The organism is Dactylosporangium vinaceum (assembly GCF_019904175.1).
GTDB classification, from domain to species: domain Bacteria; phylum Actinomycetota; class Actinomycetes; order Mycobacteriales; family Micromonosporaceae; genus Dactylosporangium; species Dactylosporangium vinaceum.
In genome coordinates, this window is sequence record NZ_CP061913.1 from 1,983,732 (window position 1) to 2,009,973 (window position 26,242).

The following is a 26,242-nucleotide window of genomic DNA, read 5'->3' on the forward strand; positions in this document are numbered from 1 at the left end:
CACGATGCGTCGGGTGGCCGCACTGGCCCTCCCGGCGCTCGTCGTACTCGCCGCCGAGCCCCTCTACGTCCTCGTCGACACCGCCGTCGTCGGCCACCTCGGCCGCACCCAACTGGCCGGCCTGGCCATCGGCGGCTCCGTGATGAGCCTCGCCGTCTGGCTGGGCACCGTGCTCGCCTACGGCACCACCGGCCGCGCCGCCCGCCGCTTCGGTGCGGGGCAGCGCGCGGAGGCGGTGGAAGAGGGCGTGCAGGCGTCCTGGCTGGCGCTGGCCGGCGGGTTCACGATCCTGCTGGTCCTGGAGGCCGCGGCCGGCCCGCTCTCCCGCGCCCTCGCGGGCGGCCCGGGTGACGTCGCCGCCAACGCCGAGCACTGGCTGCGCATCGCCGCCCTGGGCGCACCCGGGCTCATGCTCGGCACCGCGGGCAATGGGTGGATGCGCGGCGTACAGGACACCCGGCGGCCGCTGTACTACGTGCTGGCCGCCAACGCGCTCTCCGCGGCGCTGTGCCCGCTGCTGGTGTACCCGGCCGGCCTGGGCCTCATCGGGTCCGCCGTCGCCAACGTGACAGCCCAGACCGTCGTGGGGCTGCTGTTCGTGCGGGCGCTGGTCTCCGAGCGGGTGGCCCTGCGGCCCAGGCCCGCCGTGATCCTGAACCAGCTGACGCTCGGACGCGACCTGCTGCTGCGCGGCGCGGCGTTCCAGGCGTGCTTCCTCTCCGCGTCGGCCGTGGCGGCCCGCTTCGGGGTCGCCGCGCTGGCCGCGCATCAGATCGCCATCCAGCTGTTCTTCTTCACCGCGTTGGCCCTGGACGCGCTGGCCATCGCCGCGCAGTCGCTGGTGGGGGCGGCGCTCGGAGGCGAGCGGGTGGCCGAGGCGCGGCTCCTGGCCCGGCGGATCACGCTGGCCGGCCTGGTCGCGGGCGGCCTGTTCGCCGGGCTGGTGGCGCTGGCGCTGCTCGCGGTCCGGCCGTGGTTCGGCGCGGACGCGCAGGTGTACGCCGAAGCCCGGCACGCCTGGTGGTTCTTCGTCGCGATGATGCCGGCGGCCGGCGTCGTGTTCGCGCTCGACGGGGTGTTCCTCGGGGCGGGCGACGTGGGGTACCTGCGCAATCTCACGCTCGTCAGCGCACTTGGCGGGTTCCTGCCGGGGATCTGGCTCGCGTACCTCGTCGATGCCGGGCTGCGCGGCGTCTGGATGGCGCTGACACTGTTCATCGCGCTGCGGCTGATCGGGCTGCTGCACCGGCTGGCGGGGGACCGCTGGGCGGTGGCGGGCGCCGTACGATGACGCCGTGTTGACCCCGGCCCAGCTCGCCGCCGTCGAGTTCGTGCGCGGACGCGGCCATGCTGACACGCCGCTGGAGTCGTCGGCGCCGATCACGATCAACTTCCACCCCGATCGGCGGGTCGGCGACGGCACGGTCCTTGACGGGCTGCTGGCCGACGGGCGGTTCCGCAGCCAGTTCGAGACCGGCATCTCGAACGGTGGACTCACGGCGTTTCCGGGCGGCGATCGCGACCGGTGGGAGGCGCAGATGTTCGGCGGCGTCTACCAGCGACCGGGCGTCACGGCGGCGGAGCGGCCCAAGTACGGCGCGCTGAACCTCTTCCACCACGACGACGGAGCGGCGCCGCGGTTCGGGTCGGCGCATCTACGCCTGCGGCCGCACGTGACGCGCTGGGCGACGTTCACGTTCGGGGACAGCTTCCACGAGCCGACCGAGGTGGGCACGGCGGACGCGTTCGGGGCGGTGCTGGCCGCGCTGGAGGCATTGCACGGCGCGGACGTGTTGCGCCGCGCGGACGCGTCACGAGGCGCTGCCGTGTTGCGCCGCGCTTATGCGTTGGGCGACGCGGATGTGGTGGGCGACGCGGATGTGGTGCGGCGCGCGGACGCGTCGCACGGCGCTGAGTTGTACGGCGCGGGGGTGGGGGACGGCGCGGATGCGTCCCACGGCGCGGACTTCTTGCGGCGCGCGGACGCGTCGCTCGCTGCCGATGTCTCGCCGCGCTCGGACGCGTCGCTCGCTGCCGATGTCTTGCCGCGCTCGGACGCGTCGCTCGCTGCCGATGTCTTGCCGCGCGCGGACGCGTCGCACGGTGCCGATGTCTTGCCGCGCGCGGACGCGTCGCACGGTGCCGATGTCTTGCCGCGCGCGGACGCGTCGCACGGTGATGATGTGCTGCATGGCGCGGAGGTGTTGGCGCGACCGCGCGTGGGTGGGCCGGGGCGGGCGCTCGACGACTACGTCGAGGCACAGATCCACGGACCTGTCCGCCTGGCCGACGACGTCGAGGCGCTGGTCTTGGACAGCTCCTTTCAAAGCAGCGGATGTGGTACCGCGGAAGCCGCCGACCTGCTCGCAAAGCGCTACGGGCTGCGGGTCGAGTGGCGGGCCGGCTTCCGGCTCGCTCCGTGCGACATTCCGGAGGCGTTCCGCGGGGCGGAGGTGCCGGCGCTGGCTTCGGCGGTGTGCGAGCGCTTCCGCGCGTCAGCTGTGGACGCGGCGCTCATCGGCGCGGCCGCGCGGGAGCCGGAGCTTTGGGCGGCGTGGGGAGAGCGGGCGGAGGTGCTGCAGCTGTTGAAGTACCTGTGGCATTGCCTGGTGCGGTTCGGCTGATTCGGGCGGTGGCGGGGTACTGGCAGCGAACGCCGTCGGGCCCGCGGTTATGGTGTCGCGCATGGCGCAGAAGACGGCGACCGCGGGCGGCCTCGTCGTCGTCGACAAGCCCGGCGGAATGACCTCGCACGACGTGGTGTCTCGCATGCGCCGCCTCGCGCGGACGCGGCGGGTCGGCCACGGCGGCACCCTGGACCCGATGGCCACCGGCGTGCTCATCGTGGGCGTGGAGAAGGCGACGCGGCTGCTCACGTACGTGATCGGGAGCACGAAGCAGTACACCGCGACGATCCGCCTCGGCGAGTCCACGATCACCGATGACGCCGAGGGTGAGGTCGTCGCCCGCGCGGACGCGTCGACCCTGACCGATCTCGAGATCGAGACCGGCCTGACCCCGCTGCGGGGCGACATCCTCCAGGTGCCGAGCTCGGTGTCAGCGATCAAGGTGAACGGCGTCCGCTCCTACCACCGCGTCCGCTCCGGCGAGGAGGTGGCGCTGGCGGCCCGCCCGGTGACCGTGTCCAGGCTGGACGTGCTGGCGCTGCGCCGCGCGGGCACGCACGTCGACCTGGACGTGGACGTAGCCGTGTCCTCCGGCACCTACATCCGAGCCCTGGCCCGCGACCTGGGCGCCGCACTGGGCGTGGGCGGCCACCTCACGGCGCTGCGGCGAACCGCAGTAGGCAACTTCACCCTGGCCGAAGCGGCGACACTTGACGAACTGGCCATGCGCGAGGACCCGGTCACGATGCCCTTGCCGGCCGCCGCCGACCGCTGCTTCCCGCGCCGCGACGCCACCGCCGAAGAGGCCAAGACCCTGTCCCACGGCGGCCCCCTGACCGCAATCGGCCTCACGGACCCGTACGCCGTCTTCGCCCCGGACGGAACCGTCCTGGCGATCGTCCAGGAACGCGACGGCAAAGCCCGCCCAGAGATCGTCCTCGTCCCCTAAGCACCGCACCACCGCGCCGCCACCACCGCGCCGCCACCACCGCGCCGCCGCTACCGCGCCGCCGCTACCGCGCCGCCGCTACCGCGCCGCCGCTACCGCGCCGCCGCTACCGCGCCGCGGCCACCGCACCGCACCACCACGCCGCCGCTACCGCGCCGCCGCTACCGCGCCGCCGCTACCGCGCCGCCGCTACCGCGCCGCGGCCACCGCACCGCACCACCACGCCGCCGCTACCGCACCGCCGCGCTGCCGCTACCGCCATCGCGCCGCCGCTACCCCACCAACGCACCGCCGCACCGCGCTACGGCGCCACCACTGCGCCGCCGTCACCGCGCTGCCGCGCTGCCGCTGCCGCGCTGCCGCGCTGCCGCTTGCCGCCGTCACCGCGCCAACCCGCCACCGCGCGCACCAAACCCGACGGCACGGCGCGTCCGCGCGGCACGGTGCGTCCGCGCGGTGATGGCAGATCGCCGGCACGCCAGGGCGCGTCCGCGCGGTGCTGGCGGCGGCGTACAGCGGCTACGCACTCGCACTCGCACTCGCGCAGCGGGGCGGGCGGGGCGGGGTGCAGGAGGGAGTCCGGCCCGCCGATGGGGAATTGGTGGTGTGTCGGGTTCTGGGTCGGCCGAAGGGCGGGGCAAGGACAGGCAGTACGCTCGGGACCATGCAGCGTTGGCGGGGGACGCAGGCGGCTCCTGGTGGATGGGGACGCGCGGTCGCGACGATCGGTGTGTTCGACGGGGTTCACCGGGGCCACCAGCAGATCATCGGGCATGCCGTGAAGCGCGCTCATGAGCTCGGCGTGCAGTCCGTCGTCGTGACGTTCGACCCGCATCCGGCCGAGGTCGTGCGGCCCGGGTCGCATCCGGCGGTGCTGACGGAGCCGGGGCGCAAGGCCGAGCTGCTCGAAGCGCTCGGCGTCGATGTGCTGTGCGTCATTCCGTTCACGGCTGAGTACTCGCGGCTGTCGCCTGAAGAGTTCGTGCACGATGCGCTCGTCGAGCGGCTGCACACCGCGCTCGTCGTCGTCGGCGAGAACTTTCGGTTCGGGCACAAGCAGGGCGGTGACGTCGCGCTGCTGACGAAGCTTGGGCGGACGTTCGGGTTCGCGGTCGAGGGGGCGCCGCTGGTGGCGGACGAGGGGACGGTGTTCTCCTCGACGTACATCCGCAGCTGTGTCGATGCCGGCGACGTCGTGGCCGCGGCGCGGGCGCTCGGGCGGCCGCATCGGCTCGACGGGGTGGTCGTCCGGGGTGATCAGCGGGGGCGTGAGCTGGGTTTTCCCACCGCCAACCTGCTCGTGCCGGCCAATGCGGCGGTGCCCGCGGACGGGATCTACGCCGCGTGGTTCGTGCGGGATCGCGACGGGGCGCGGCTGCCGTCGGCGGTTTCGATCGGGAGCAATCCGACGTTTTCCGGCACGGAGCGGCGGGTCGAGGCGTTCGTGCTCGACTTCGAGGGTGACCTGTACGGGGAGCGGGTGAGCCTCGACTTCGTCGACCGGCTCCGTGAGCAGCGCGTCTACCAGGGCATCGAGCCGTTGATCGCGCAGATCGCGGAGGACGTCGAGCAGACCCGACAGGTCCTGCAGCGCGGTCCGATGCAGGGGTGAATTGGCAAGTCTGTTAGCCTTGGGTTGACGCCGGGTGACCGGCGGGGGTCAGGCTGCCTGCACGACGCCGCGGGGCCCGGCCGGACGAATCCACGGTAAAGGGAGAACATGGCGCTCGACTCTGCGCAGAAGACCGAGATCATGGGCAAGTACGCCACCGCCGAGGGCGACACCGGTTCGCCGGAGGTCCAGGTGGCGATGCTGACCAAGCGGATCGCGGACCTCACCGAACACCTCAAGCTCCACAAGCACGACCACCACAGCCGGCGCGGCCTGCTGCTGCTGGTCGGCCGCCGTCGTCGTCTGCTGAACTACCTGCAGAAGAACGACATCGCCCGCTACCGCTCGCTGATCGAGCGGCTCGGCCTGCGGCGATAACAACACGCTCGTGAACGGGGGGGACGCCGAACCACCCGGGTCGATTCTGTGGTGCGTCGCAAGACACACGATCGCCTCGGGGCCCGGTTATCGGCTCTCCCCCGTCGAGTAGTGACACACTGGAATGGCAGCGCCCCGCCGAGTTGGTCGGCGCACCGGTCCTCGGTAGTGGCTCCCGGGTGAGTACCACCCCGTGAGCTTCGATCGAAGACCGGCCGCGGACAGCTCCGCCGAGGGTGAACCAACAACCCAAAAGGGAGCAACAATACACATGACCGAGCAGAGCAATCTCGGTACACACACCAGCAAGGCCGTCATCGACAACGGCTCGTTCGGCACCCGGGAGATCACCTTCTCCACCGGGCGCCTCGCGCGTCAGGCGGCCGGCTCGGCCCTCGCGCAGCTCGGCGAGACCGTGGTCCTCTCGGCCACGACCGCCGGCAAGCAGCCGAAGGAGCAGTTCGACTTCTTCCCGCTGACGGTGGACGTCGAGGAGCGCATGTACGCGGCCGGGCGCATCCCCGGCTCGTTCTTCCGCCGCGAGGGCCGGCCCAGCGAGGACGCGATCCTCACCTGCCGGCTCATCGACCGGCCGCTGCGCCCGAGCTTCGTCAAGGGCCTGCGCAACGAGGTCCAGGTCGTCGAGACGGTCCTGGCGCTCGACCCGGCCCACCCGTACGACGTCGTGGCCATCAACGCCGCCTCGCTCTCGACGAAGCTCTCGGGCCTGCCGTTCTCCGGCCCGATCGGCGCGACCCGCATGGCCCACATCGACGGGCAGTGGGTGGCGTTCCCGACCGTCGAGGAGCTCGGCCGGGCCACGTTCGACATGGTCATCGCCGGCCGGGTCCTGCCCGACGGCGACGTGGCGGTCATGATGGTCGAGGCCGAGGCCACCGAGCACACCGTGGCCCTCGTGGCCGGCGGCGCGCCCGCGCCGACCGAGGAGGTCGTGGCCGGTGGCCTGGAGGCCGCCAAGCCCGCGATCCGCGAGCTGTGCCGGGCCCAGTCCGAGCTGGCCGACGTCGCCGCGAAGCCGGTGCAGGAGTTCCCGGTCTTCCTGGACTACCAGCCCGACGCCTACGAGGCCGTCGCCGGTGCCGTCAAGGACGAGGTCACCGAGGCCCTGCGCATCGCCGGCAAGGCGGAGCGCGAGGAGGCCCTCGACCGGATCAAGGAAGCCGCGTTCGAGCGGGTCGGCAGCCGGCTCGAGGGCCGCGAGAAGGAGATCGGCGCCGCGCTGCGGTCGCTGACCAAGAGCGAGGTCCGGGCCCGCGTCCTGCGCGACCAGGTCCGCATCGACGGCCGTGGCCCGAAGGACATCCGGCCGCTGACCGCCGAGGTGCAGGTCCTGCCGCGGGTGCACGGCTCGGCGCTGTTCGAGCGGGGCGAGACGCAGATCCTGGGCGTCACCACGCTGAACATGCTGCGCATGGAGCAGACGCTCGACACCCTCGCGCCCGAGAAGTCCAAGCGCTACATGCACAACTACAACTTCCCGCCGTACTCGACCGGTGAGACCGGCCGCGTCGGCGCCCCGAAGCGGCGCGAGATCGGCCACGGCGCGCTCGCCGAGCGGGCCCTGATCCCGGTCCTGCCGACCCGCGAGGAGTTCCCCTACGCGATCCGGCAGGTCTCCGAGGCGCTGGGCTCCAACGGCTCGACGTCGATGGGCTCGGTCTGCGCCTCCACCATGGCGCTGCTATCGGCCGGTGTGCCGCTGAAGGCGCCGGTCGCGGGCATCGCGATGGGCCTGATCTCCGACGAGGTCGAGGGCAAGACGCAGTACGTCACCCTGACCGACATCCTCGGGGCCGAGGACGCGTTCGGCGACATGGACTTCAAGGTCGCCGGCACCCGCGAGTTCGTCACCGCGCTGCAGCTGGACACCAAGCTCGACGGCATCCCGTCGGACGTGCTGGCCGGCGCCCTGCAGCAGGCCCACGACGCGCGGCACGTCATCCTCGACGTGATGGCCGAGGCGATCGAGTCGCCGGCGGGCATGAGCCAGTACGCGCCGCGGGTCACCACGGTGCGCATCCCGGTCGACAAGATCGGCATGGTGATCGGGCCCAAGGGTCAGACCATCAACGCGATCCAGGACGAGACCGGCGCGGAGATCAGCATCGAGGACGACGGCACGATCTACGTCGGCGCGACCGACGGCCCGTCGGCCGAGGCCGCGGTCGAGCGGATCAACGCGATCGCCAACCCGACGATGCCGAAGGTCGGCGACAAGTTCCTCGGCACCGTGGTGAAGACGGCCGCGTTCGGCGCGTTCATCTCGCTGCTGCCGGGCCGCGACGGCCTGCTGCACATCTCCAAGGTGGGCAACGGCAAGCGGGTCGACAAGGTCGAGGACTTCCTCAACGTCGGCGACAAGGTCGAGGTCCAGATCGCGGACATCGACAACCGCGGCAAGATCTACCTGGACAAGGTCCTGGCCGAGGGCGAGGTCGCCGTGGCGGCCCCGGCCGAGGGCGGCGACCGTCCGCCGTCGCGCGACCGCGGTGACCGCGGCGGCGACCGTGGCCCGCGCCGTGACCGCGGCGGCGACCGTGGTGGCGACCGCGGCGGCGAGCGGGCCCCGCGCCAGGCCGCCGAGGGCGGCGAGGCCGCTCCGGCCGGCGGCGGCGACGAGGGTGGCGAGGGCGGCGAGGGCGGCGAGTTCCGCCGCCGGCGCAACCGGCGCGACTGACCGATGACGAGCCGAGCGCAGACCCAGACGCTGTCCGACGATCCGCTGGGTGGCACGGTGCGCCGCACCGTGCTGCCCAATGGGCTGCGGATCCTGACCGAGGCGATTCCCGCGATGCGGAGCGTCTCGTTCGGGGTCTGGGTCGGCATCGGCTCGCGGGACGAGACGCCCACCCTGTCGGGCGTCTCGCACTTCCTCGAGCACCTGCTGTTCAAGGGCACCAAGCGGCGCAGCGCGCTTGACATCTCCGCGCAGATCGAGGCGGTCGGCGGGGAGACAAACGCGTTCACGGCCAAGGAGTACACGTGCTACTACGCGCGGGTGCTCGACGCCGACCTGCCGCTGGCCATCGACGTCGTGTGTGACCTGGTCACCGACTCCGTCCTCACCGAGGCGGACGTGGAGACCGAGCGGGGCGTGATCCTCGAGGAGATCGCCATGCACGACGACGAGCCCGGCGACGAGGTGCACGACGTCTTCACCGAAGCCGTGTACGGCAACCACCCGCTCGGCCGTCAGATCTCCGGCTCCGTGCCGACGATCTCGGCGCTGACCCGCAAGCAGATCGACGGCTTCTACCGCCGCCGGTACCGCCCCGAGACAATGGTCATCGCCGCGGCCGGCAACCTCGACCACGCCAAGGTGGTCAAGGCCGTGCGCGCGGCGTTCGACCGGGCCGGCTGGTCCGACACGGCGGTGCCGACCGCCCGGCGCTCGCGCACTGCGAAGGTGCCGACCCGCTCCGGGCAGGTCGTGGTCCGCAACAAGGACACGGAGCAGGCGCACCTGGTGCTGGGCTGCACGGGGTACCCGCGCCAGCACGACGACCGCTTCGCCCTCGGCGCGCTCAACAACGTCCTCGGCGGCGGCATGTCCAGCCGGCTGTTCCAGCAGATCCGGGAGCAGCGCGGCCTGGCGTACTCGGTGTACTCCTTCACCTCGCAGTACAGCGACTCCGGTCTTTTCGGGGTGTACGCCGGCTGCGCGCCCGGGAAGGTCGAGGAGGTCCTCGCGATCACCCGTGAGGAGCTGGCCCGGGTGGCGTCGGACGGCCTGACCGCCGAAGAGGTGGAGCGCGGTAAAGGCATGCTCAAGGGTGCCGTCGTGCTCGGCCTGGAGGACACCGGTTCACGGATGAGCCGCCTGGGCAAGGGGGAACTGCTCTACGACGAGCTGCTCACCGTCGACGACGTGCTGCGGCGTGTCGACGCAGTCACGCCGGAGCAGGTGCGGCGGGTCACCGAGGAGCTACTGGCCCGGCCGATGTCGCTGGCGCTGATCGGCGACTTCGACGACGGGGCGTTCGCGGACGCGCTCGGCTGAGCCGGGCGCACTGCACCCGGGCGGGTGCACCGTTGGGCCGGGGGCGTGGAGCCCCCGCACTTCGGGCGGGACGCTGCCCGGGGCGGGAGCGAAGCGGCCGCGCAAGCCGCTAGGTTGTTTGCGTGAATGACGCGAAGATCCGGGTCGGCGTGCTTGGCGCGCGCGGCCGCATGGGCACCGAGGTGTGCGACGCCGTGACCGGCGCGGGGGACATGGAGCTCGTCGCCACGATCGACGACGGCGACGGCTTCGACCCGCTCGCGACCGCGCAGGTGGTCGTCGACTTCACCACGCCCGACTCGGTGCTCGGCAACATCGACTGGTGCCTCGAGCACGGCGTGCACATGGTCATCGGCACGTCCGGCTTCACGACCGAGCGCATCGAGCTGGTGCGGGACCGGCTGGCGACCCGGCCCGACCTCGGGATCGTCATCGCGCCGAACTTCGCCGTGGGTGCGGTACTGCTGATGGAGTTTGCGGCGAAAGCCGCCCGGCACTTCGAGTCCGTCGAGATCGTCGAGATGCACCACCCCAAGAAGATCGACGCGCCGAGCGGCACCGCGCTGCGCACGGCGCAGATCATCGCCGAGGCGCGCGCGGAAGCGGGGCTCGGCGCGGTGCCCGACGCGACAAAGGAAGAGCTGGCCGGCGCGCGCGGGAGCGACGTCGAGGGCGTGCGCGTCCACGCGATCCGGGCCACCGGGCTCGTCGCCCACCAGGAGGTCCTCTTCGGCACCGCCGGCGAGACACTCACACTGCGGCACGACTCCTACGATCGCGCTTCCTTCATGCCGGGGGTACTGCTGGCAGTGCGCTCTGTGCTGAGCCGGCCCGGACTCACCGTAGGGCTGGGGTCACTGCTGGGCTAGACGTCCAAATGGTGGGACGCCAGGGCCACCGTTAGGCCGCAACAGCATCACGCGGCGGTAACGGGAGCCTGTTCCAGGGATACGTGCCAGCGGATCTGCGGCACCAGCAGGTCATCGACGTCGAGCGATCGACCGGCGCCGTCGGGGGCCCACCCGCTGCTCTCCAGAAATCGACGCGTCACGTTGTCGTCGGTGAACGTCCACGCAAGAGCTGTCGTGAATCCGTCAGAACGCCACAAATCAACACTCGCCGCCAGCAAACGGCTGCCGTGGCCGCGCCGTCCCCACCGGGGCTCGACCAGCACGTCCGTGACGGCGGCGGCCGAGGCAAACGCCTTGTCAAGGGCGGTGTGATCTTCGTCCGGGGCAAGGGCGGTGTCGTCTGCCGGACCTGACGCGGCAAACCCCACGACGTATGCTGACTCTGGCTGGGAGCCGGGCGAATCGACCTGTTCTACCGCCACCAGGACGCGGTGGGCCGGGCTCGGCGGCTCCGCGATTGCCTCCCGCCAGCGGCGGGTAATCCAGTCCTCGTCCAGCCGGTCGAGGACGTGTTTGGGCAGCAGCCGCCGATAGGCGACCCGCCACGTCGTGAGTTGGATGCGCGCGATCTCGACGACGTCGTCGAGCCGCGCCGGACGGACGAACCCGAGCGTCATGAAGCAGCAGCCTACGGATTTTGTGTGAAGTCGAACTCGGCGGGGTAGCGCCCGCACGTCACAGTTGCACAGGTGTGAGCGTTAAGCCGTCTGTGACGCAACGCTGAGGCATTGATGGCACTGTCCGGTAGCGGCGAGTGATCAGGAGGGCAGAACAGGTGGCGGAGCGAGGACGGGAGCTCGCGTCGACGGCCGTCCGGCCCCGACTGCGGCCCGGATTCAGGAAGGCGCTCATCGTGGTGGGCGTCTGGGCCGTCGTGTGGGCCTTCCTGATCGCCGCGGCGGCGCGCAACGGGTTCTTCGACCTCAAGGTCTACTACGGCGCGATGGACTACTGGGTCAACCGCGGCGGCGACATCTACGACTACCTGACGCCCGGCACGCCCTACGGCTTCACGTACCCGCCGTTCGCCGCCGCGCTCATGTCGCCGATGTCGCTCATCAGCTGGAACGTGGCCCTCGTCATCAGCGTGACCATGAACGTCCTGGCCATGATGGCGATCCTGACGATGCTGCTCGACCCGATCTTCAAGCGCCAGGGCTGGTCGTACTGGTACGCGATGGGTATCGCCATGGCGCTCGCCGCCGCGTTCGAGCCGGTCCGCGAGACGGTGAACTTCGGGCAGGTCAACATCCTGCTGGTGTTCCTCATCGTCGCCGACGTGATGCTGCTGGTGAAGGGCGGCCACAAGCTCGGTGGCATCGGCATCGGCCTGGCCACCGCGATCAAGCTCACGCCCGGCGTCTTCATCGTCTACCTGGTGATCACCCGCCGCTGGCGCGCCGCCGCCGTCTCGGCCGCGACCGCCACCGCCGCCACCTGGGCCGCGGCGACGTTCGCCCCCGACGCCTCCCGCGTCTTCTGGACCGACGCCGTGTGGAACACCGACCGGGTGGGCTCGCCGACGTTCGTGTCCAACCAGGCGCTCACCGGCCTCGTCGGGCGGATCTTCAACCCGGAGCCGATGAAGCCCCTGTGGCTGCTGCTCGTGCTGATCACCCTCGCGGTGTGGTACTGGCGCGCCCGTCGCGCCGTCAAGCACCGCGACGAGGTCGCCGGCCTGGCACTGACCGGCCTCGTCGGCTGCATGGTGAGCCCGATCACGTGGATTCACCACCTGGTCTGGACCGTCCCGGCGATCATCATCCTGTTCGACTACGCGACCGACCGCTCCCTTGACCCGCGGCGCCGGCGCAACCTGGCCATCGCGTTCGGCTTCTCGTTCGCGCTGCTGTGCAGCCGCACCCCGTGGGCCTTCCACGCCAAGTTCGACGGCCTCGGGCTCGTCGGCAGCAACGCGTACATCCTGCTGATGATCGGTCTGCTGTTCGGCCTGCCGATCCGTGAACCGGCCGACACCGGCGCCGATCAGCGGCCGGCGGGGGAGCCGGGGGAGGCCGGCGGACCGAACGTCGAGGACGTGCCCGACCTGGTCGACATCGACCGCAAGGTGACGGCGGCCTTCGACGCGAAGGACCCCGACGGGTCGGTTCGCACGGAGTCCGGATCGGGGCTGGGTCCGCGTCGCCCGCTCGTGGGCGCATAGACATTCCTGCTCAACCTGGCGGCGACCCTGTTTCACCGGGGCGCCGCCAGGGTCATGTCCGGGGCCGGGCGGGACCCGATAGGGCAGCGGCGATTTTTTGTCGTACCCCGGGGTTAGCCTGCTGGCGATGAGTGAGTACCTGACGCTGACGCAAGCCCGCCGGGTCGCCCTTGCCGCGCAAGGCTTCGCCGATCGGGCGCCGGGAGCCGTGCCCGAGCGCCGGCACGTGCGGCGGGTCCTGGAGCGCACCGGGCTGCTGCAGATCGACTCCGTGAACATCGTCCAGCGGGCGCACTACCTGCCCGCCTACAGCAGGCTCGGGCCGTATGACCCGGCGCTCCTGGACCGGTTGGCATACCGGCGGCCGCGCGAGGTGTTCGAATACTGGGCGCACGAAGCCTCCCTCGTCTCCGTCCACCTGCACCCGCTGCTGCGCTGGCGCATGCGCTCCGGCGGTGCCTGGGGCAGCATGGTCCGCATCGCCCGTGAGCAGCCCGACCTGGTCCGCTGGGTGCTCGAGGAGATCCGGGCCAAGGGCCCCATGAGCGCCGCCGAGGTCGAGGGCGACCTGGCCCAGCCGCGGCGCAAGGACCACTGGGGCTGGAACTGGTCCGACACCAAGACCGCGCTCGAGTGGCTCTTCTACACCGGCGAGGTGAGCGTGGCCCGCCGCAACTCGTCGTTCGCCCGCGTGTACGACGTCCCGGACCGCGTCCTGCCGCCGGAGATCGTCAACGCGCCCACACCGTCGGACGAGGACGCATATCGCGAGCTGGTCCGCGTCGCCGCCCGCGGCCTCGGCGTGTCGGCCGAGCCGGAGCTGCGCGACTACTTCCGGCTGCCGCTCGCCGGCGCCCGCCAGGCCATCGCGGAGCTGGTCGAGAGCGGCGAGCTGGTCCCGGTCGAGGTCGAGGGCTGGAAGCTTCGGGGGTACCTCCACGCCGACGCCCGGATTCCGCGCCGCATCACGGCGGCCACGCTTGTCAGCCCGTTCGACCCGCTCATGTGGGAACGCGGCCGGGTGCAGCGGCTGTTCGGCTTCAACTACCGCATCGAGATCTACGTGCCGCCGGCGCAGCGGCTGTACGGGTACTACGTCCTGCCCTTCCTCCTCGGCGACCGGCTGGTGGCCCGCGTCGACCTCAAGGCCGACCGGAAGGCGGGCATCCTGCAGATCCCCGCCGCCTGGATCGAGCCGCTCACGGGGCGCGGGGTGCCCGGCGAGGCCGAGGTGGCGGAGGCGCTGGCGGTGGAGCTGTGCCGGTTCGCCGGGTGGCTGGGGCTGGAGGAGGTGGATCTGCCGCAGCGGGGAGACTTCGCGGTGCCGCTGGCCAAGGCGTTGACGTCGACCGAGCTCGTGTGACTCCCGGCCCAGCGGCACCAGCTCAGCAGCACCGGCTCAGTGGCACCGGCCCGGCGGCACCGGCTCAGCGGCACCGGCTCAGCGGACGGTGACCACCGACAGCCGTTCGGAAGACCGGGCACCGTCCGCGTCGCTGCCCGCTAGGCACCGTCCGCGTCGCTGCCCGCTGGGTGCCGGAGGGCCGGCCCGGGATTGGGTTGAGGTGCGTGGTGGCGACGGGTCGGCCGTTCGGGGTGGGGCGGTGGAGCTTTCGGGCAGGTCGACCTCTGGCGGGGGCGGTGTAAGTTTGGATCGTGACGTCACCGATGTCGGCCCCTGCGCCCGGGTCACTCGAAGGAGTGCTTCCTGAGGTGCCGCAGCTCGGCGTGCCAGTGGTGCACGAGGGCGTGCCGATGCCGCCCATGTACCACTACGCGTACCAGCCGCCGAAGGGGAAGTTCCAGCGGCTCATCGAGCGGCTGCCGCGGTGGGCGGGGCCGGCCGGAGTCGGAGCGCTGATCTCGGGCGGGGTGGCGTACACGCTGCTCATGCGGCCTACGTCGGCCGGCGCGGCCGATCAGCCCACCTGCATCATGAAGCTGCTCACCGGGTTCGACTGCCCGGGGTGCGGTGGGACGCGGGCGGCCTGGTACATGCTGCACGGGGACATCCCGGCGGCGGCGCATCACCACGCGCCGCTGGTGTTCGCGGCGCCCTTCCTGGCGTACCTGTACGTGGCCTGGACGGTGAACCGGCTCGGGCTGCCGTTCAAGCTGCCCATGCTGCAGATCTCGAACAAGGCGCTCGTCATTTTCCTGGCGGCCTGGCTGGCGTTCAGCGTGCTGCGCAATCTTCCGTGGACGCCGTTCACCTACTTCTTCGTCTGACCCGGAGACCGTGACCCCGAGACCGTGACCCGGAGACGCCGGTCCGGAGACGCCGATCTGGAGACGCCGATCTGGAGACAGATCACCCGCGCCGGCTGACCGGGGACGGCTGAGCCGAAGGCGGCGGCGCCGCCGCGGCCTTGTAAGCTCGGCGGATGCTCTCCGTCAAAGCCATCGCCTGGACGCACTTCGAACCCCCGGCCGACGTCCCGTGGGAGACCGATGCGGACGGCGGCGAGGCTCTTGCGGAGTTTGCCGGGCGGGCCTGCTACCAGTCGTGGAGCAAGCCCAACCCGGCCACCGCCACGAACGCCGGATACCTCCAGCACATCCTCGAGGTGGGCCACCTCAGCGTCCTGGAGCACGGCACCGTCACGTTCTATCTGACCGGTGTGTCGCGCTCGTTCACGCATGAGCTGGTCAGGCACCGGCACTTCTCGTTCTCGCAGCTCTCCCAGCGCTACGTGCCGGGGCGCGAGCAGGCAATGGTCGAGCCGGCCGTGATCGCGGAGGACCCGGCGCTGCACAAGACGTTCGTTGAGGCGGGCGAGGCGGCGCTGCGGGCCTACAACGAGCTGCTCGAAGGGCTCGAGGCCAAGTTCGCCGACGTCGAGAACAAGACGTCGCGGCGCAAGCAGGCGCGGCAGGCGGCGCGGGCGGTGCTGCCGAACGCGGCCGAGACGCGCATCGTGGTCACCGGCAACTACCGGGCCTGGCGGCACTTCGTCACCATGCGGGCGAGCGAGGGCGCCGACGTCGAGATCCGCGAGGTCGCGGTCGCCTGCCTGCGGGAACTGCAGCGGATCGCGCCGAGCGTGTTCGGGGATTTCACGATCGCCGAGCTGCCCGACGGCACCGAGGTGGCGTCCCCGCAGTACACCTGGGAATCTTGAGAAATGCTTCCCAGAGCCTTCCGCTAGGTTGTCCGTATGACACGAACCGGTTCCGTCCCCGGCCGGCCGTTCGGCCGGCTGCTCAGCGCGATGGTCACGCCGTTCCGGCCTGACGGTTCGCTCGATGTCGACGGCGCCGCCCGGCTCGCCGCCCACCTGGTCGACGAGCAGGAGCACGACGGCCTGGTGATCAACGGTACGACCGGCGAGTCGGCGACCACGAGCGACGCGGAGAAGGACCAGGTGCTCCGCGCGGTCGTGGAGGCCGTGGGCGACCGGGCGACGGTGATCGCCGGGGTCGGCACCAACGACACCGCGCACTCCGTGGAGCTCACCCGGGCCGCCGAGAAGGCCGGCGCCGACGGGCTGCTCGTGGTGACGCCGTACTACAACAAGCCGCCCCAGGCGGGGCTGGTCCAGCACTTCCGGACCGTCGCCGACGCCTCCGGGCTGCCGGTGATGCTCTACGACATCCCGGGCCGGGCCGGTACGGCGATCGAGACCGACAGCCTGTGCCGGCTGGCCGAGCACGAGCGCATCGTCGCGGTCAAGGACGCGAAGGGCGACCTCGGCGAGACCGCCTGGGTGCTCAAGCGCACGGACCTCGCGTACTACTCGGGTGAGGACAAGCTGACGCTGCCGCTGCTTTCCGTGGGTGCGGTCGGCGTGGTCGGAGTACCCACACATGTGTTTGGTCCGGAAACGAAAGCAATGATCACCGCGTATGAATCGGGCGACGTGGCCCGGGCCCGCGACCTGCATCTCCAACTGCTTCCGGCGTTCTGTGGCTTCTTCCGGACGCAGGGTGTCATCCTGACCAAGGCCGCCCTGACGCTGCTGGGCCTGCCCGCCGGGCCGGTCCGGCCGCCGCTGGTGGGGGCGAACGCCGCGGAGCTCGGTCGGTTGCGGGAGGATTGCGCGGAGGCGGGCCGGACCGTCGGCACCGCTGACCAGATGGCGCACCACAATGAACTCGGAGTGGCCCTATGACGGTGGCGCACGTCGAGCTCGATCCGCCGCCCCCTGCGGGGCCGAACACCCTGCGGGTCACCCCGCTGGGTGGGCTCGGCGCGATCGGCCGCAACATGACGCTGCTGGAGTACGACGGCAAACTGCTCGTCATCGACTGTGGCGTGCTGTTTCCCGACGTCGAGCAGCCCGGTGTCGATCTCATCCTGCCCGACTTCTCCTCGATCCTCGACCGCCTGAACCAGGTTCAGGCGATCGTGCTCACGCACGGGCACGAGGACCACATCGGCGCGGTGCCCTACCTGCTGGCGCACAAGCCCGACATCCCGCTCGTCGGCTCCAAGTTCACGCTCGCGCTCGTCGAGGCGAAGCTGGCCGAGCGGCGCATCGAGCCCTACTCGCTGACCGTCGCCGAGGGGCAGGTGGAGCGCCTCGGGCCGTTCGAGTGCGAGTTCTTCGCGGTCAACCACTCGATCCCGGACGCGCTCGCGGTCGCGGTGACCACCGGCGCCGGCACGCTGCTGCACACCGGCGACTTCAAGATGGACCAGCTGCCGCTCGACGGGCGGATCACCGACCTGGCCGGGTTCGCGCGGCTCGGCGCCAGCGGCGTCGACCTGCTGCTGTCGGACTCGACGAACGCCGAGATCCCCGGCTTCGTCACCCCGGAGCGCGAGATCGGCCCGGTGCTGGAGCGGATCTTCGGGCGCGCGACCGGGCGCATCATCGTCGCGTCGTTCGCGTCGCACGTGCACCGCGTCCAGCAGGTGTTCGACGCGGCCGCCATGCACGGGCGCAAGGTGGCCCTGATCGGCCGCTCGATGGTGCGCAACATGGGCATCGCCCGCGACCTGGGCCTGCTGCGCATCCCGCACGGCCTGGTCGTGGCGATCGACGAGGCGATGAGCCTGCCGCCGGAGCGGGTGGTGCTCATGTCCACCGGGTCGCAGGGCGAGCCGATGAGCGCGCTCGGACGCATGGCCAACGGCGACCACCGGCACATCGTGATCGGCGAGGGCGACACCATCGTGCTCGCGTCGTCGCTGGTGCCCGGCAACGAGACAGCGGTCTACCGGGTGATCAACCAGCTCTCCCGCGCGGGCGCGATAGTCGTGCACAAGGATGTCGCCAAGGTCCACGTCTCCGGGCACTCGCCCGCCGGGGAGCTGTTGTACCTGCTCAACGTGGTCAAGCCGCGCAACTTCATGCCCGTGCACGGCGAGTGGCGCCACCTGCGCGCGCACGCCCAGCTGGCCCGAGAGGCCGGGGTGCCGGACGAGCGCGTCGTGCTCTGCGAGGACGGCGACGTGGTCGACCTGGTCGACGGCGAGGCTCGGCTGGTCGGGCACATCCGCTCGCGCTACGTGTACGTCGACGGCCTGGCCATCGGCGACGTCGGCGAGTCGCTGCTGAGCGAGCGGCGCATCCTCGGCGACGGGGGCTTCATCGCGGCGACGGTGGTGATCGACTCCGTCACCGGCAAGGTGGTGGCCGGCCCGACCGTCTCGGCGAAGGGGTTCTCCGACGACCCGGCGGTCTTCAACGCGGTGCTGCCACTCGTCACCGAGGCCCTCAACAAGGCCGCGACCGAGGGCATCACCGACCCCCACCAGCTCCAGCAGATCGTGCGGCGCACGGTCGGGCGGTGGGTGAACGAGGCGTACCGGCGCCGTCCCATGATCGTGCCGACGGTGGTCGAGGTCTGACGTGTACGCGGCGCTGGCCACGACGGTTCTGGTGCTGCACTTCGGCTACCTGGCGTACCTGGTCCTGGGTGGCTTCCTCGTCTGGCGGTGGCCAAGGGCCTTCTGGCCCCACCTGGCCGCCGCCATCTGGGGGCTGCTCGTCGTCACGATCCCGCTGACCTGCCCGCTCACCGTCGCCGAGCACTGGGCGCGGCGCAAGGCGGGGCAGTCGGTCCAGGACAAGGGCTTCATCGACGTGTACATCGAGAACGTGCTCTACCCCGAGAAGTACACCCACTATCTGCAGGTCCTGGTCGGCCTGATCGTCGTGTTCTCCTACGCGGTCGCCGTGCTGAAGCTGCGCCAACGGCGTGCCGAAACTACATCCGCGTAACTACCCGATACGGTGTGACCATGGCGGGTCGCACCTCCCAGGCCGGCCGCGGCGGAGGCACGTCCAACGCGCGCGGCGGTTCGAACACGCGTGCTACTCCCCGTTCCCGCGCGGCCGCACCCGCCAAGGCCACCGCGACGAAGGCCACCGGGGGCCGATCCACCGCCACGAAGGCGTCCACGCGCGCCCGCGCGGCGAACCCGCGGACCACGCCGGTTCGCCGGCGTCGCTCGGGGGCCGTGGTCGCCACGCCGCTCGGCTACGTCGGCAAGGGCATGATCGCGGTCTGGATGGGCCTCGCGCACAGCGTCGGCTGGGGCGCCCGCGCGATCGGCCGCCAGGCCGCGACCGCGCGTGACCTCGACCCCGAGCACCGCCGCGACGGCGCCGGCCTGGCCGTCATCGGGCTCGCCGTGCTGCTCACGGCGGCGCTGTGGTTCCAGGCCGCCGGGCCGGTCGGACGCTGGCTGGCCAACCTCTGCCACACATTCATAGGCGCCGCTTCGGGAGTACTGCCGGTCCTCCTCATCATCGGCGGCGTCCGCATCATGCGGGCGGGCGGCGACCCCGACGAACACCGCGGGCGCGGCCTGGTCGGCTGGGGCGCCCTCTTCCTGGGCGGCACCGGCCTCATGCACCTGGCCGCCGACAGCCCGACGCTCCCGGCGAAGATGGACCGGGCCGGCGGCCTGCTCGGGCGCGGGGGCGGCGGCCTGCTCGAGATGGCGGTCACCGCCTGGGTCGCGGTACCCCTCCTGCTCCTGCTGTTCGTGTTCGGCCTCCTGGTCGTGACGTCGACCCCGATCAGCCGCCTCCCGCAGCGCTGGCGCCAGCTGCGCGACCTCGCGCTCGGCCGCGTCGAGGACCCGACGCTCGTCGACGACGAGGAGGAGTTCGAGGAGCTCTACGACGAGCCCGAGGAGCGCCCGGCCCGCCGCGCGCCCGCGCGCCGCCGCCAGGGCGCGAAGGGCGGCGAGCCCGAGCCGCTGCCGCACCCGCTGGGCCTCGACCCCGACGAGATCGACTTCGACGCGGCCGCGCCTGACCTCGACCCGGACATCGTCCACGACACCGTGGTCCTGCAGCGGATGCCGGCGCCCGGGCGGAAGAAGAAGGAGCCGAAGGCGGCCGCCGAGAAGGAGCCGCCGGACCACTCGCCGATGCCCACCCGGGCCGAGCAGCTCGCGCTCACCGACGCCGACTACAAGCTCCCGCCGCCGAACCTGCTCGGCACCGGCGACGCCCCGCGCGGGCGCACCCGGGCCAACGACGAGATCATGCACGCGCTGCAGGGCGTCTTCGAGCAGTTCGGCGTCGATGCCCTCGTCACCGGCTTCACCCGCGGCCCAACGGTCACCCGCTACGAGGTCGAGATCGGCCACGGCGTCAAGGTCGAGCGGATCACCGCGCTGTCGAAGAACATCGCCTACGCGGTGAAGTCGGCCGACGTACGCATCCAGAGCCCCATCCCGGGCAAGAGCGCGGTCGGCGTGGAGATCCCCAACTCCGACCGGGAGAACGTGGCCCTCGGCGACGTGCTGCGCTCCCGGGCCGCGACCTCCGACCAGCACCCGCTGATCGTGGCGCTGGGCAAGGACATCGAGGGCGGCTTCGTCGTGGCCAACCTGGCCAAGATGCCGCACATCCTGATCGCCGGCGCGACCGGCGCGGGCAAGTCCAGCTGCCTCAACAGCCTGCTGGTGTCGATCCTGACCCGGTCCACGCCGGACGAGGTCCGGCTGCTGCTCGTCGACCCCAAGCGCGTGGAGATGACCAGCTACGAGGGCATCCCGCACCTGGTCACCCCGATCGTGACGAACCCGAAGAAGGCCGCCGACGCCCTCGACTGGGTCGTCGGCGAGATGGACATGCGCTACGACGACCTCGCCGCCAACGGGGTCCGCCACATCGACGACTTCAACCGCAAGGTCCGGGCCGGGCAGATCACCGCGCCGCCCGGGAGCGAGCGGGTCATCCGGCCGTACCCGTATCTGCTGGTCGTCGTCGACGAGCTCGCCGACCTCATGATGGTCGCCCCGCGCGACGTCGAGGACTCGGTCGTGCGCATCACCCAGCTGGCCCGGGCCGCCGGCATCCACCTGGTCCTGGCCACCCAGCGCCCGAGCGTCGACGTCGTCACCGGCCTGATCAAGGCCAACGTCCCGTCCCGCCTCGCCTTCGCCACCTCCAGCCTGGCCGACTCCCGGGTCATCCTCGACCAGCCCGGTGCCGAGAAGCTCATCGGCCGCGGCGACGGCCTGTTCCTGCCGATGGGCGCCTCCAAGCCCGTCCGCATCCAGGGCGCCTGGGTCAGCGAGACCGAGATCAACGACGTCGTCAAGTTCTGCAAGGACCAGCGCGAGCCCGAGTTCCGCGAGGGCGTCACCCAGAAGCGCGACGAGGGCAAGAAGAAGATCGACGAGGAGATCGGCGACGACCTGGAGCTCCTGATCCAGGCCATCGAGCTCGTCGTGACAAGCCAGTTCGGCTCGACGAGCATGCTGCAGCGCAAGCTGCGCGTCGGCTTCGCGAAGGCCGGCCGCCTGATGGACCTCATGGAGACCCGCGGCATCGTCGGCCCCTCGGAGGGCTCGAAGGCCCGCGACGTGCTGATCAAGCCCGACTCCCTGGCCGAGGTCCTGGGCGCCCTCAAGGCCGCCGAGGACGACTGACAGCCGCTTCGTGCTCGCCGCGTTCGTGCCGATCTGGGCCCTCACCGCAGTCGGCTTCCTCACCGGGCGCACGGGCGTCCTGGGCCCGGCGGCGGTGGACGTCCTCGGCCGCTTCGTGTTCTACGTCGCCATGCCCGCCGCGCTGCTCAACACCCTGACCCGCCAGCCGGTCGGCGGCCCGGCCGGCCGCGCGGTCGCGGCCTTCGCCCTGGCCACCGCGCTCATCGGGGCGGCCGGATTCGCCGCCGCCCGCTGGATCTTCAAGCGCCCCCTGGCCGGGCAGACGATCGCCGGCATGGCTTCCGGCTACGTCAACGCCGGCAACCTCGGCATCCCGGTCGCGGTGCAGGTGCTCGGCGACGCAGGCTTCATCGCCGTCGTCCTGCTCATCCAGACGACGATCCTGACCCCGCTCATCCTGGGCACCCTCGACGTGGCGCAGAGCGAGCACGCGTCCGGGCGGTGGCGGCGCCTGTTGACGGTGCCGCTGCGGAGCCCCGTGATGCTGGCCTGCCTGGCCGGGGTCGTCCTGGGCGCGCTGCACGTCCACCTGCCCCGCCTCCTGGGCGACGCGGTGGCGCTGCTCGGCAATGCGGCAGTACCCTCGGCGCTCGTTGCATTGGGCCTTTCCCTGGTGCCGCGAGAGCCCGGCGCCGGCGAGCCGAGGCGGCCGGTCGAGGTGACGCTGTCGGTACTGCTCAAGTCGCTCCTGCAGCCACTGCTGTGCTTCGTCCTGGCCCGGTTCGTGTTCGACCTGTCGGGGGCGGCGCTCCTGGCGGTGGTCCTGTGCTCGGCGCTGCCCACAGCCCAGAACACGTTCGTCTTCGCCCGCGCATACGGGGTGGACGGCACGTTCGCCCGGGACGTGATCGTGGCGTCGACGGCGCTGTCCATGGCCACGCTGACGGTGGCCGCGACGCTGTTGCAGTAGATCGCCGCTCGCGGTCCTGCGTCGCCGCGGACCGTGAACCGCTGCGGTCTGCCTCATATGTCGGGCGCGCTGGTGGGGACGATATGTCGGGCGCTGGCGCGCCACGACATATCGGACTTATCGCCTGTCGGGAGATTTGTCGGTTTTCTCTGATGAGCGAGGTTCTCGGCCGCGGTGGCTGCGGGAGAGTCTTGACACCTTGGTGACACCTGGGGGCTGGGAGACTTGGGGTGTGGCGGATGAGGAGATGGATGTGCTGGCGGCTCTGGCCGATCCGCGGCGGCGGGCGGTGTACGAGCTCGTGGCCGCGGCCGGCGACGACGCAGTCAGCCGGGACCGGGTCGCGGAGGCGCTCGAGATCGGGCGCAACCTCGCCGCGCACCATCTCGACAAGCTGGCCGAGGCCGGGCTCCTGGAGGTGGAGTTCGCGCGGCTGAGCGGGCGCAACGGGCCGGGGGCTGGACGACCCTCGAAGTTGTACCGCCGATCGGCCACCGAGCACTCGGTGAGCCTGCCGCCCCGGGAGTATCGGGTGCTCGCTGAGGTCTTCGCGGAGGCCGTCGCGGAGGCGGGTGTGGAGCCGGTGCTCTACGCGGCCGCGCGCCGGACCGGGGCTCGCATCGCCCAGGAGGCGATGGCTGCGGCGGCCAGGGCGGACTCGGGGGCGGCGTCGGTGGTCGGTTCGGACTCGGCGCTGTCGCCGCGGTTGGCGAGCAGCTCCGGATCTGGAGCGGGGCTCGTGCCGGTGGAGGCGACGCTGCGCGAGCTGGGGTACGAGCCCTATGCCGATGGGGCGGTATGGCGGCTGCGGAACTGCCCGTTCGACTCGGTGGCGCGGACGCACCCCGGGGTGGTCTGCGGGGCGAATCTGGCGCTGCTGCAGGGTGCGTTCGGGGATCGGGTGCGGATCGATCCGGGGCCGCTGGGGTGTTGTGTGGTCGTGGATCGGGCGGAATCGGGGGCGGAAGGGGGTACTAAAAACAATGGTGATTTGTTTTAGAATGCGGCCATGACTTCTCAGCTGGCTCAGCTCAACGTCGGTGTCCCCGTGGGGCCGCGGGACGATCCGCGCATGGCGGGGTTCTACGCCGACATCGACCGGATCAACGAGATGGCCGACGGGTGGCCGGGGTTCGTGTGGCGGCTCGTCGACGAGTCGGGAGCCGATGCGACGTCGCTGCGGCCGTTCGGCGGGGACCTCATGGTGAACATGTCGGTGTGGACGTCGCTCGAGGCGTTGCGCGAGTACACCTTCCGTAGCGGGCACTTGGACGTTCTGCGACGGCGGCGGGAGTGGTTCGTGCCGCTCGGCGAGGCGCATCACGTGATGTGGTGGGTGCCGGAGGGGCACCGGCCGACGCTCGGTGAGGCGCGCGAACGACTTGACCTGCTGCGCAGTGCGGGCCCCACGGAGAAGGCGTTCACGTTCCGGGACACGTTCGCGGCCATCTGAGGGCGGATCCGCTCCGCAAAATGTCAGCCCTGGTCGGTACCCTCGACAGCATGTCCACCAACGCTGACCGTCGCGTAGCCCTGCTCACCCTGGGCTGTGCCCGCAATGAGGTGGACTCCGAGGAGCTCGCCGCCCGGCTCGCCGAGGGTGGCTGGGCGGTGACCACCGATGGCACCGACGCCGACGTGGTGCTCGTCAACACGTGCGGGTTCGTGGCCAAGGCCAAGCAGGACTCGATCGACACGCTGCTGGCGGCGTCCGACACCGGGGCGAAGGTGGTGGCGACCGGCTGCCTGGCCGAGCGGTACGGCGACCAGCTGGCGGGAGAGCTGCCGGAGGCCGACGCGGTGCTCGGGTTCGACCACTATCCGGACATGGCGGCCCGGCTCGACGCGATCCTGGCCGGCGAGAAGATCGCCTCGCACGCGCCCCGCGACCGGCGCACGCTGCTCCCGCTGACCCCGGTCGCCCGCCGCGAGGCCGCCGTGATCACGCCGGGGCACCTGCCGGCCCACCTGCGGGGGGTCATGCGGCAGCGGCTCGAGCACGGCCCGGTCGCGCCGCTCAAGCTGGCCAGCGGGTGCGACAGGCGGTGCGCGTTCTGCGCGATCCCGTCGTTCCGGGGCGCCTTCGTGTCGCGGACGCCCGACGAGATCCTGGCCGAGGCCGAGTGGCTCGGGCAGCACGGCGTGCGCGAGCTGGTGCTCGTGAGTGAGAACTCCACGTCCTACGGGAAGGATCTCGGCGACCCGCGCCTCCTGGAGAAGCTGCTGCCCCAGCTGGCGACGACCGCCGGGATCGTGCGGGTGCGCGTCTCCTACCTGCAGCCGGCCGAGACGCGGCCCGGGCTGATCGAGGCGATCGCGACGACGCCGGGGGTCGCGCCGTACTTCGACCTGTCGTTCCAGCACTCCAGCGAGCCGGTGCTGCGGCGGATGCGCCGGTTCGGGTCGACGGAGCGGTTCCTGGATCTGCTGGCGACGGTACGGAAGCTGGATCCTGAGGCCGGAGCGCGCAGTAACGTCATCGTCGGCTTCCCGGGCGAGACCAGGCAGGACGTCGACGAGCTCGCGCGGTTCCTGACCGAGGCGCGGCTCGACGCGATCGGCGTCTTCGACTACAGCGACGAGGACGGCACCGAGGCGGCCGGGCTGCCGGACAAGGTTTCGGCGGCGACCGTCAAGAAGCGGTACGACTGGATGAGCGCGCTCGCCGAGGAGCTCTGCGCCCAGCGCGCCGGCGACCGCATCGGCTCGATCGTCGACGTGCTCGTGGACACCGTGGAGCGCCACCCCGACGGCGTCGACGTCGAGGGCCGCGGCGCCCACCAGGCCCCCGAGGTCGACGGCTCGACGACCCTCGTGGCCGGCGGCAACCTCGACCCGGCCTCCCTGCGCCCCGGCGACCTCGTCCGGGCCAAGGTCACGGAGAGCATGGGCGTCGACCTGATCGCCACCCCGACCGAGCTCCTCAGCCCGGCGGCGCCATGACCGTTCCGGAGCCGAGCGGGGGGGCCTTGGCCGGTCCAGACCGCAGCGGAAGGATGGGAGCGCTCAAGCCCGTCCCGCTGCTCAACGCGGCGAACGTCCTGACCGTCGCGCGGATGGTGCTCGTACCCGTCTTCGTCCTGTGCGTCGTCGCCAGCCGCATGACCCACGACGGCTGGCAGCTCGCCGCAGGTCTGATCTTCATCGTGGCCTCCGCCACCGACTACGTCGACGGCTGGATCGCCCGCGCCCACAACCTGGTCACCTCGTTCGGCAAGGTCGCCGACCCGATTGCCGACAAGGCCCTGACCGGCGCCGCCCTAGTCCTGCTGTCCTTCTACGACCGGCTGCCCTGGTGGGTGACCGCCCTCATCCTGGTCCGGGAGTGGGGCGTGACCGCGCTGCGCTTCTGGGTGCTCCGGCACGGGGTCATGCCGGCCAGCCGGGGTGGCAAGGCGAAGACGGCGCTGCAGATCCTGGCCATCGGGTGGTACCTCACGCCGCTGCCCCATGCCCTGGCGCTGATCGGCCCCTGGCTGATGGCCGCGGCGGTCATCGTGACGGTGCTGACGGGCGCCGACTACGTCCTGCGGGCGATTCGCATCCGCCGCGACTCCCTGGCCCGAGGCGGTTCCATGCCCCCGATCCCGAACGCCGCTCCGGCCGTCGCCCCGCAGGCGGACGAGCCCGTCGCTTAAGCCGATCGCGTTGGCTGCGGGCTCGATATGTCGGGCGCTGGCGCGCCTCGACATATCGGATTTATCGCCCGTCAGGAGATTTGTCGTAATTTTAGCCGTCGCCAGCCAAGATCACCGCTGGCGGCGCCGGTTCGGGGGTTGACGTACCGATGATCCATCCGGGGGAGTA

General features: G+C 71.5%; 22 protein-coding genes. 21 read left to right on the forward strand and 1 reads right to left on the reverse strand.

Translation table 11 applies throughout. From position 1 onward, the window contains the following. Positions 1–4 precede the first annotated feature (4 nt). From Dvina_RS08600 to dapB, 8 genes are all read left to right on the forward strand, one after another. Complete coding sequence (locus Dvina_RS08600) at positions 5–1,291, forward strand: MATE family efflux transporter (protein ID WP_223105409.1); 1,287 nt, start codon at positions 5–7, stop codon at positions 1,289–1,291. A gap of 4 nt (positions 1,292–1,295) precedes the next feature. Next, positions 1,296–2,624, forward strand: a complete 1,329-nt coding sequence (locus tag Dvina_RS08605; RefSeq protein ID WP_223101879.1) for a DUF3626 domain-containing protein — start codon at positions 1,296–1,298, stop codon at positions 2,622–2,624. A gap of 61 nt (positions 2,625–2,685) precedes the next feature. Then, positions 2,686–3,576, forward strand: coding sequence for a tRNA pseudouridine(55) synthase TruB (truB, locus tag Dvina_RS08610; RefSeq protein WP_246656105.1), 891 nt, complete (start codon positions 2,686–2,688; stop codon positions 3,574–3,576). A gap of 664 nt (positions 3,577–4,240) precedes the next feature. Continuing rightward, positions 4,241–5,188: a bifunctional riboflavin kinase/FAD synthetase gene (locus Dvina_RS08615; RefSeq protein WP_223101881.1), complete on the forward strand. Its 948-nt coding sequence runs from the start codon at positions 4,241–4,243 to the stop codon at positions 5,186–5,188. A 108-nt stretch (positions 5,189–5,296) separates the two neighbouring features. After that, positions 5,297–5,566 (forward strand): 30S ribosomal protein S15, encoded by a 270-nt coding sequence (rpsO, locus tag Dvina_RS08620; RefSeq protein WP_223101882.1) that lies wholly within the window; start codon positions 5,297–5,299, stop codon positions 5,564–5,566. A gap of 271 nt (positions 5,567–5,837) precedes the next feature. After that, on the forward strand, positions 5,838–8,264 hold the full coding sequence (locus Dvina_RS08625) for a polyribonucleotide nucleotidyltransferase (protein WP_223101883.1): 2,427 nt from the start codon (positions 5,838–5,840) through the stop codon (positions 8,262–8,264). A gap of 3 nt (positions 8,265–8,267) precedes the next feature. Beyond that, complete coding sequence (locus Dvina_RS08630) at positions 8,268–9,587, forward strand: M16 family metallopeptidase (RefSeq protein ID WP_223101884.1); 1,320 nt, start codon at positions 8,268–8,270, stop codon at positions 9,585–9,587. Between the two features lie 170 nt (positions 9,588–9,757). Continuing rightward, on the forward strand, positions 9,758–10,456 hold the full coding sequence (gene dapB / locus Dvina_RS08635; protein WP_223105410.1) for a 4-hydroxy-tetrahydrodipicolinate reductase: 699 nt from the start codon (positions 9,758–9,760) through the stop codon (positions 10,454–10,456). A 47-nt stretch (positions 10,457–10,503) separates the two neighbouring features. Here the strand turns inward: dapB and Dvina_RS08640 are convergent, their stop codons facing one another. Beyond that, the gene (locus Dvina_RS08640) at positions 10,504–11,115 is read right to left on the reverse strand and encodes a GNAT family N-acetyltransferase (protein WP_223101885.1); all 612 of its coding nucleotides are present in this window, start codon (positions 11,113–11,115) and stop codon (positions 10,504–10,506) included. 206 nt (positions 11,116–11,321) lie between these two features. On the opposite strand from Dvina_RS08640, the gene Dvina_RS08645 reads away from it, so the two are divergent. From Dvina_RS08645 to pgsA, 13 genes are all read left to right on the forward strand, one after another. After that, positions 11,322–12,662: a glycosyltransferase 87 family protein gene (locus Dvina_RS08645; RefSeq protein WP_380027122.1), complete on the forward strand. Its 1,341-nt coding sequence runs from the start codon at positions 11,322–11,324 to the stop codon at positions 12,660–12,662. A 121-nt stretch (positions 12,663–12,783) separates the two neighbouring features. Beyond that, a complete protein-coding gene (locus tag Dvina_RS08650; RefSeq protein WP_223105411.1) occupies positions 12,784–14,025 on the forward strand; it encodes a winged helix-turn-helix domain-containing protein in 1,242 nt (413 codons plus the stop codon). Between the two features lie 392 nt (positions 14,026–14,417). Continuing rightward, a complete protein-coding gene (locus Dvina_RS08655; protein WP_223105412.1) occupies positions 14,418–14,891 on the forward strand; it encodes a DUF2752 domain-containing protein in 474 nt (157 codons plus the stop codon). Positions 14,892–15,046: 155 nt separating this feature from the next. After that, positions 15,047–15,784: an FAD-dependent thymidylate synthase gene (gene thyX, locus Dvina_RS08660; protein ID WP_223101887.1), complete on the forward strand. Its 738-nt coding sequence runs from the start codon at positions 15,047–15,049 to the stop codon at positions 15,782–15,784. 36 nt (positions 15,785–15,820) lie between these two features. Further along, the gene (gene dapA / locus Dvina_RS08665; protein WP_223101888.1) at positions 15,821–16,774 is read left to right on the forward strand and encodes a 4-hydroxy-tetrahydrodipicolinate synthase; all 954 of its coding nucleotides are present in this window, start codon (positions 15,821–15,823) and stop codon (positions 16,772–16,774) included. Then, positions 16,771–18,459: a ribonuclease J gene (locus Dvina_RS08670; protein WP_223101889.1), complete on the forward strand. Its 1,689-nt coding sequence runs from the start codon at positions 16,771–16,773 to the stop codon at positions 18,457–18,459. Before dapA ends, Dvina_RS08670 begins: the two co-directional genes overlap by 4 nt. Position 18,460: 1 nt before the next feature. Then, positions 18,461–18,832: a DUF2784 domain-containing protein gene (locus Dvina_RS08675; protein WP_223101890.1), complete on the forward strand. Its 372-nt coding sequence runs from the start codon at positions 18,461–18,463 to the stop codon at positions 18,830–18,832. A gap of 20 nt (positions 18,833–18,852) precedes the next feature. Next, a complete protein-coding gene (locus tag Dvina_RS08680) occupies positions 18,853–21,504 on the forward strand; it encodes an FtsK/SpoIIIE family DNA translocase (RefSeq protein ID WP_223101891.1) in 2,652 nt (883 codons plus the stop codon). A 10-nt stretch (positions 21,505–21,514) separates the two neighbouring features. After that, entirely contained in the window at positions 21,515–22,435 is a 921-nt protein-coding gene (locus tag Dvina_RS08685) for an AEC family transporter (RefSeq protein WP_223101892.1), read from the forward strand. Positions 22,436–22,667: 232 nt separating this feature from the next. After that, entirely contained in the window at positions 22,668–23,435 is a 768-nt protein-coding gene (locus Dvina_RS08690) for a helix-turn-helix transcriptional regulator (protein WP_246656107.1), read from the forward strand. Positions 23,436–23,444: 9 nt separating this feature from the next. After that, on the forward strand, positions 23,445–23,888 hold the full coding sequence (locus Dvina_RS08695) for a DUF3291 domain-containing protein (RefSeq protein ID WP_223101893.1): 444 nt from the start codon (positions 23,445–23,447) through the stop codon (positions 23,886–23,888). A 50-nt stretch (positions 23,889–23,938) separates the two neighbouring features. After that, positions 23,939–25,378, forward strand: coding sequence for a 30S ribosomal protein S12 methylthiotransferase RimO (rimO, locus tag Dvina_RS08700; RefSeq protein ID WP_223101894.1), 1,440 nt, complete (start codon positions 23,939–23,941; stop codon positions 25,376–25,378). Between the two features lie 53 nt (positions 25,379–25,431). Further along, positions 25,432–26,073: a CDP-diacylglycerol--glycerol-3-phosphate 3-phosphatidyltransferase gene (pgsA, locus tag Dvina_RS08705; RefSeq protein ID WP_246656108.1), complete on the forward strand. Its 642-nt coding sequence runs from the start codon at positions 25,432–25,434 to the stop codon at positions 26,071–26,073. Positions 26,074–26,242 lie beyond the last annotated feature (169 nt).

What these genes read in the sequence shown, in the direction of transcription:
- Dvina_RS08655 (WP_223105412.1), top strand. Translation starts at nt 14,418, where the DNA reads ATGCCGCCCATGTACCACTACGCGTACCAGCCGCCGAAGGGGAAGTTC.
- Dvina_RS08600 (WP_223105409.1), top strand. Translation starts at nt 5, where the DNA reads ATGCGTCGGGTGGCCGCACTGGCCCTCCCGGCGCTCGTCGTACTCGCC.
- Dvina_RS08640 (WP_223101885.1), bottom strand. Translation starts at nt 11,115, where the DNA reads ATGACGCTCGGGTTCGTCCGTCCGGCGCGGCTCGACGACGTCGTCGAG.
- truB (WP_246656105.1), top strand. Translation starts at nt 2,686, where the DNA reads ATGGCGCAGAAGACGGCGACCGCGGGCGGCCTCGTCGTCGTCGACAAG.
- pgsA (WP_246656108.1), top strand. Translation starts at nt 25,432, where the DNA reads ATGGGAGCGCTCAAGCCCGTCCCGCTGCTCAACGCGGCGAACGTCCTG.
- rimO (WP_223101894.1), top strand. Translation starts at nt 23,939, where the DNA reads ATGTCCACCAACGCTGACCGTCGCGTAGCCCTGCTCACCCTGGGCTGT.
- dapB (WP_223105410.1), top strand. Translation starts at nt 9,758, where the DNA reads ATGGGCACCGAGGTGTGCGACGCCGTGACCGGCGCGGGGGACATGGAG.
- Dvina_RS08625 (WP_223101883.1), top strand. Translation starts at nt 5,838, where the DNA reads ATGACCGAGCAGAGCAATCTCGGTACACACACCAGCAAGGCCGTCATC.
- Dvina_RS08670 (WP_223101889.1), top strand. Translation starts at nt 16,771, where the DNA reads ATGACGGTGGCGCACGTCGAGCTCGATCCGCCGCCCCCTGCGGGGCCG.
- Dvina_RS08695 (WP_223101893.1), top strand. Translation starts at nt 23,445, where the DNA reads ATGACTTCTCAGCTGGCTCAGCTCAACGTCGGTGTCCCCGTGGGGCCG.
- rpsO (WP_223101882.1), top strand. Translation starts at nt 5,297, where the DNA reads ATGGCGCTCGACTCTGCGCAGAAGACCGAGATCATGGGCAAGTACGCC.
- Dvina_RS08680 (WP_223101891.1), top strand. Translation starts at nt 18,853, where the DNA reads ATGGCGGGTCGCACCTCCCAGGCCGGCCGCGGCGGAGGCACGTCCAAC.
- thyX (WP_223101887.1), top strand. Translation starts at nt 15,047, where the DNA reads ATGCTCTCCGTCAAAGCCATCGCCTGGACGCACTTCGAACCCCCGGCC.
- Dvina_RS08615 (WP_223101881.1), top strand. Translation starts at nt 4,241, where the DNA reads ATGCAGCGTTGGCGGGGGACGCAGGCGGCTCCTGGTGGATGGGGACGC.
- dapA (WP_223101888.1), top strand. Translation starts at nt 15,821, where the DNA reads ATGACACGAACCGGTTCCGTCCCCGGCCGGCCGTTCGGCCGGCTGCTC.
- Dvina_RS08630 (WP_223101884.1), top strand. Translation starts at nt 8,268, where the DNA reads ATGACGAGCCGAGCGCAGACCCAGACGCTGTCCGACGATCCGCTGGGT.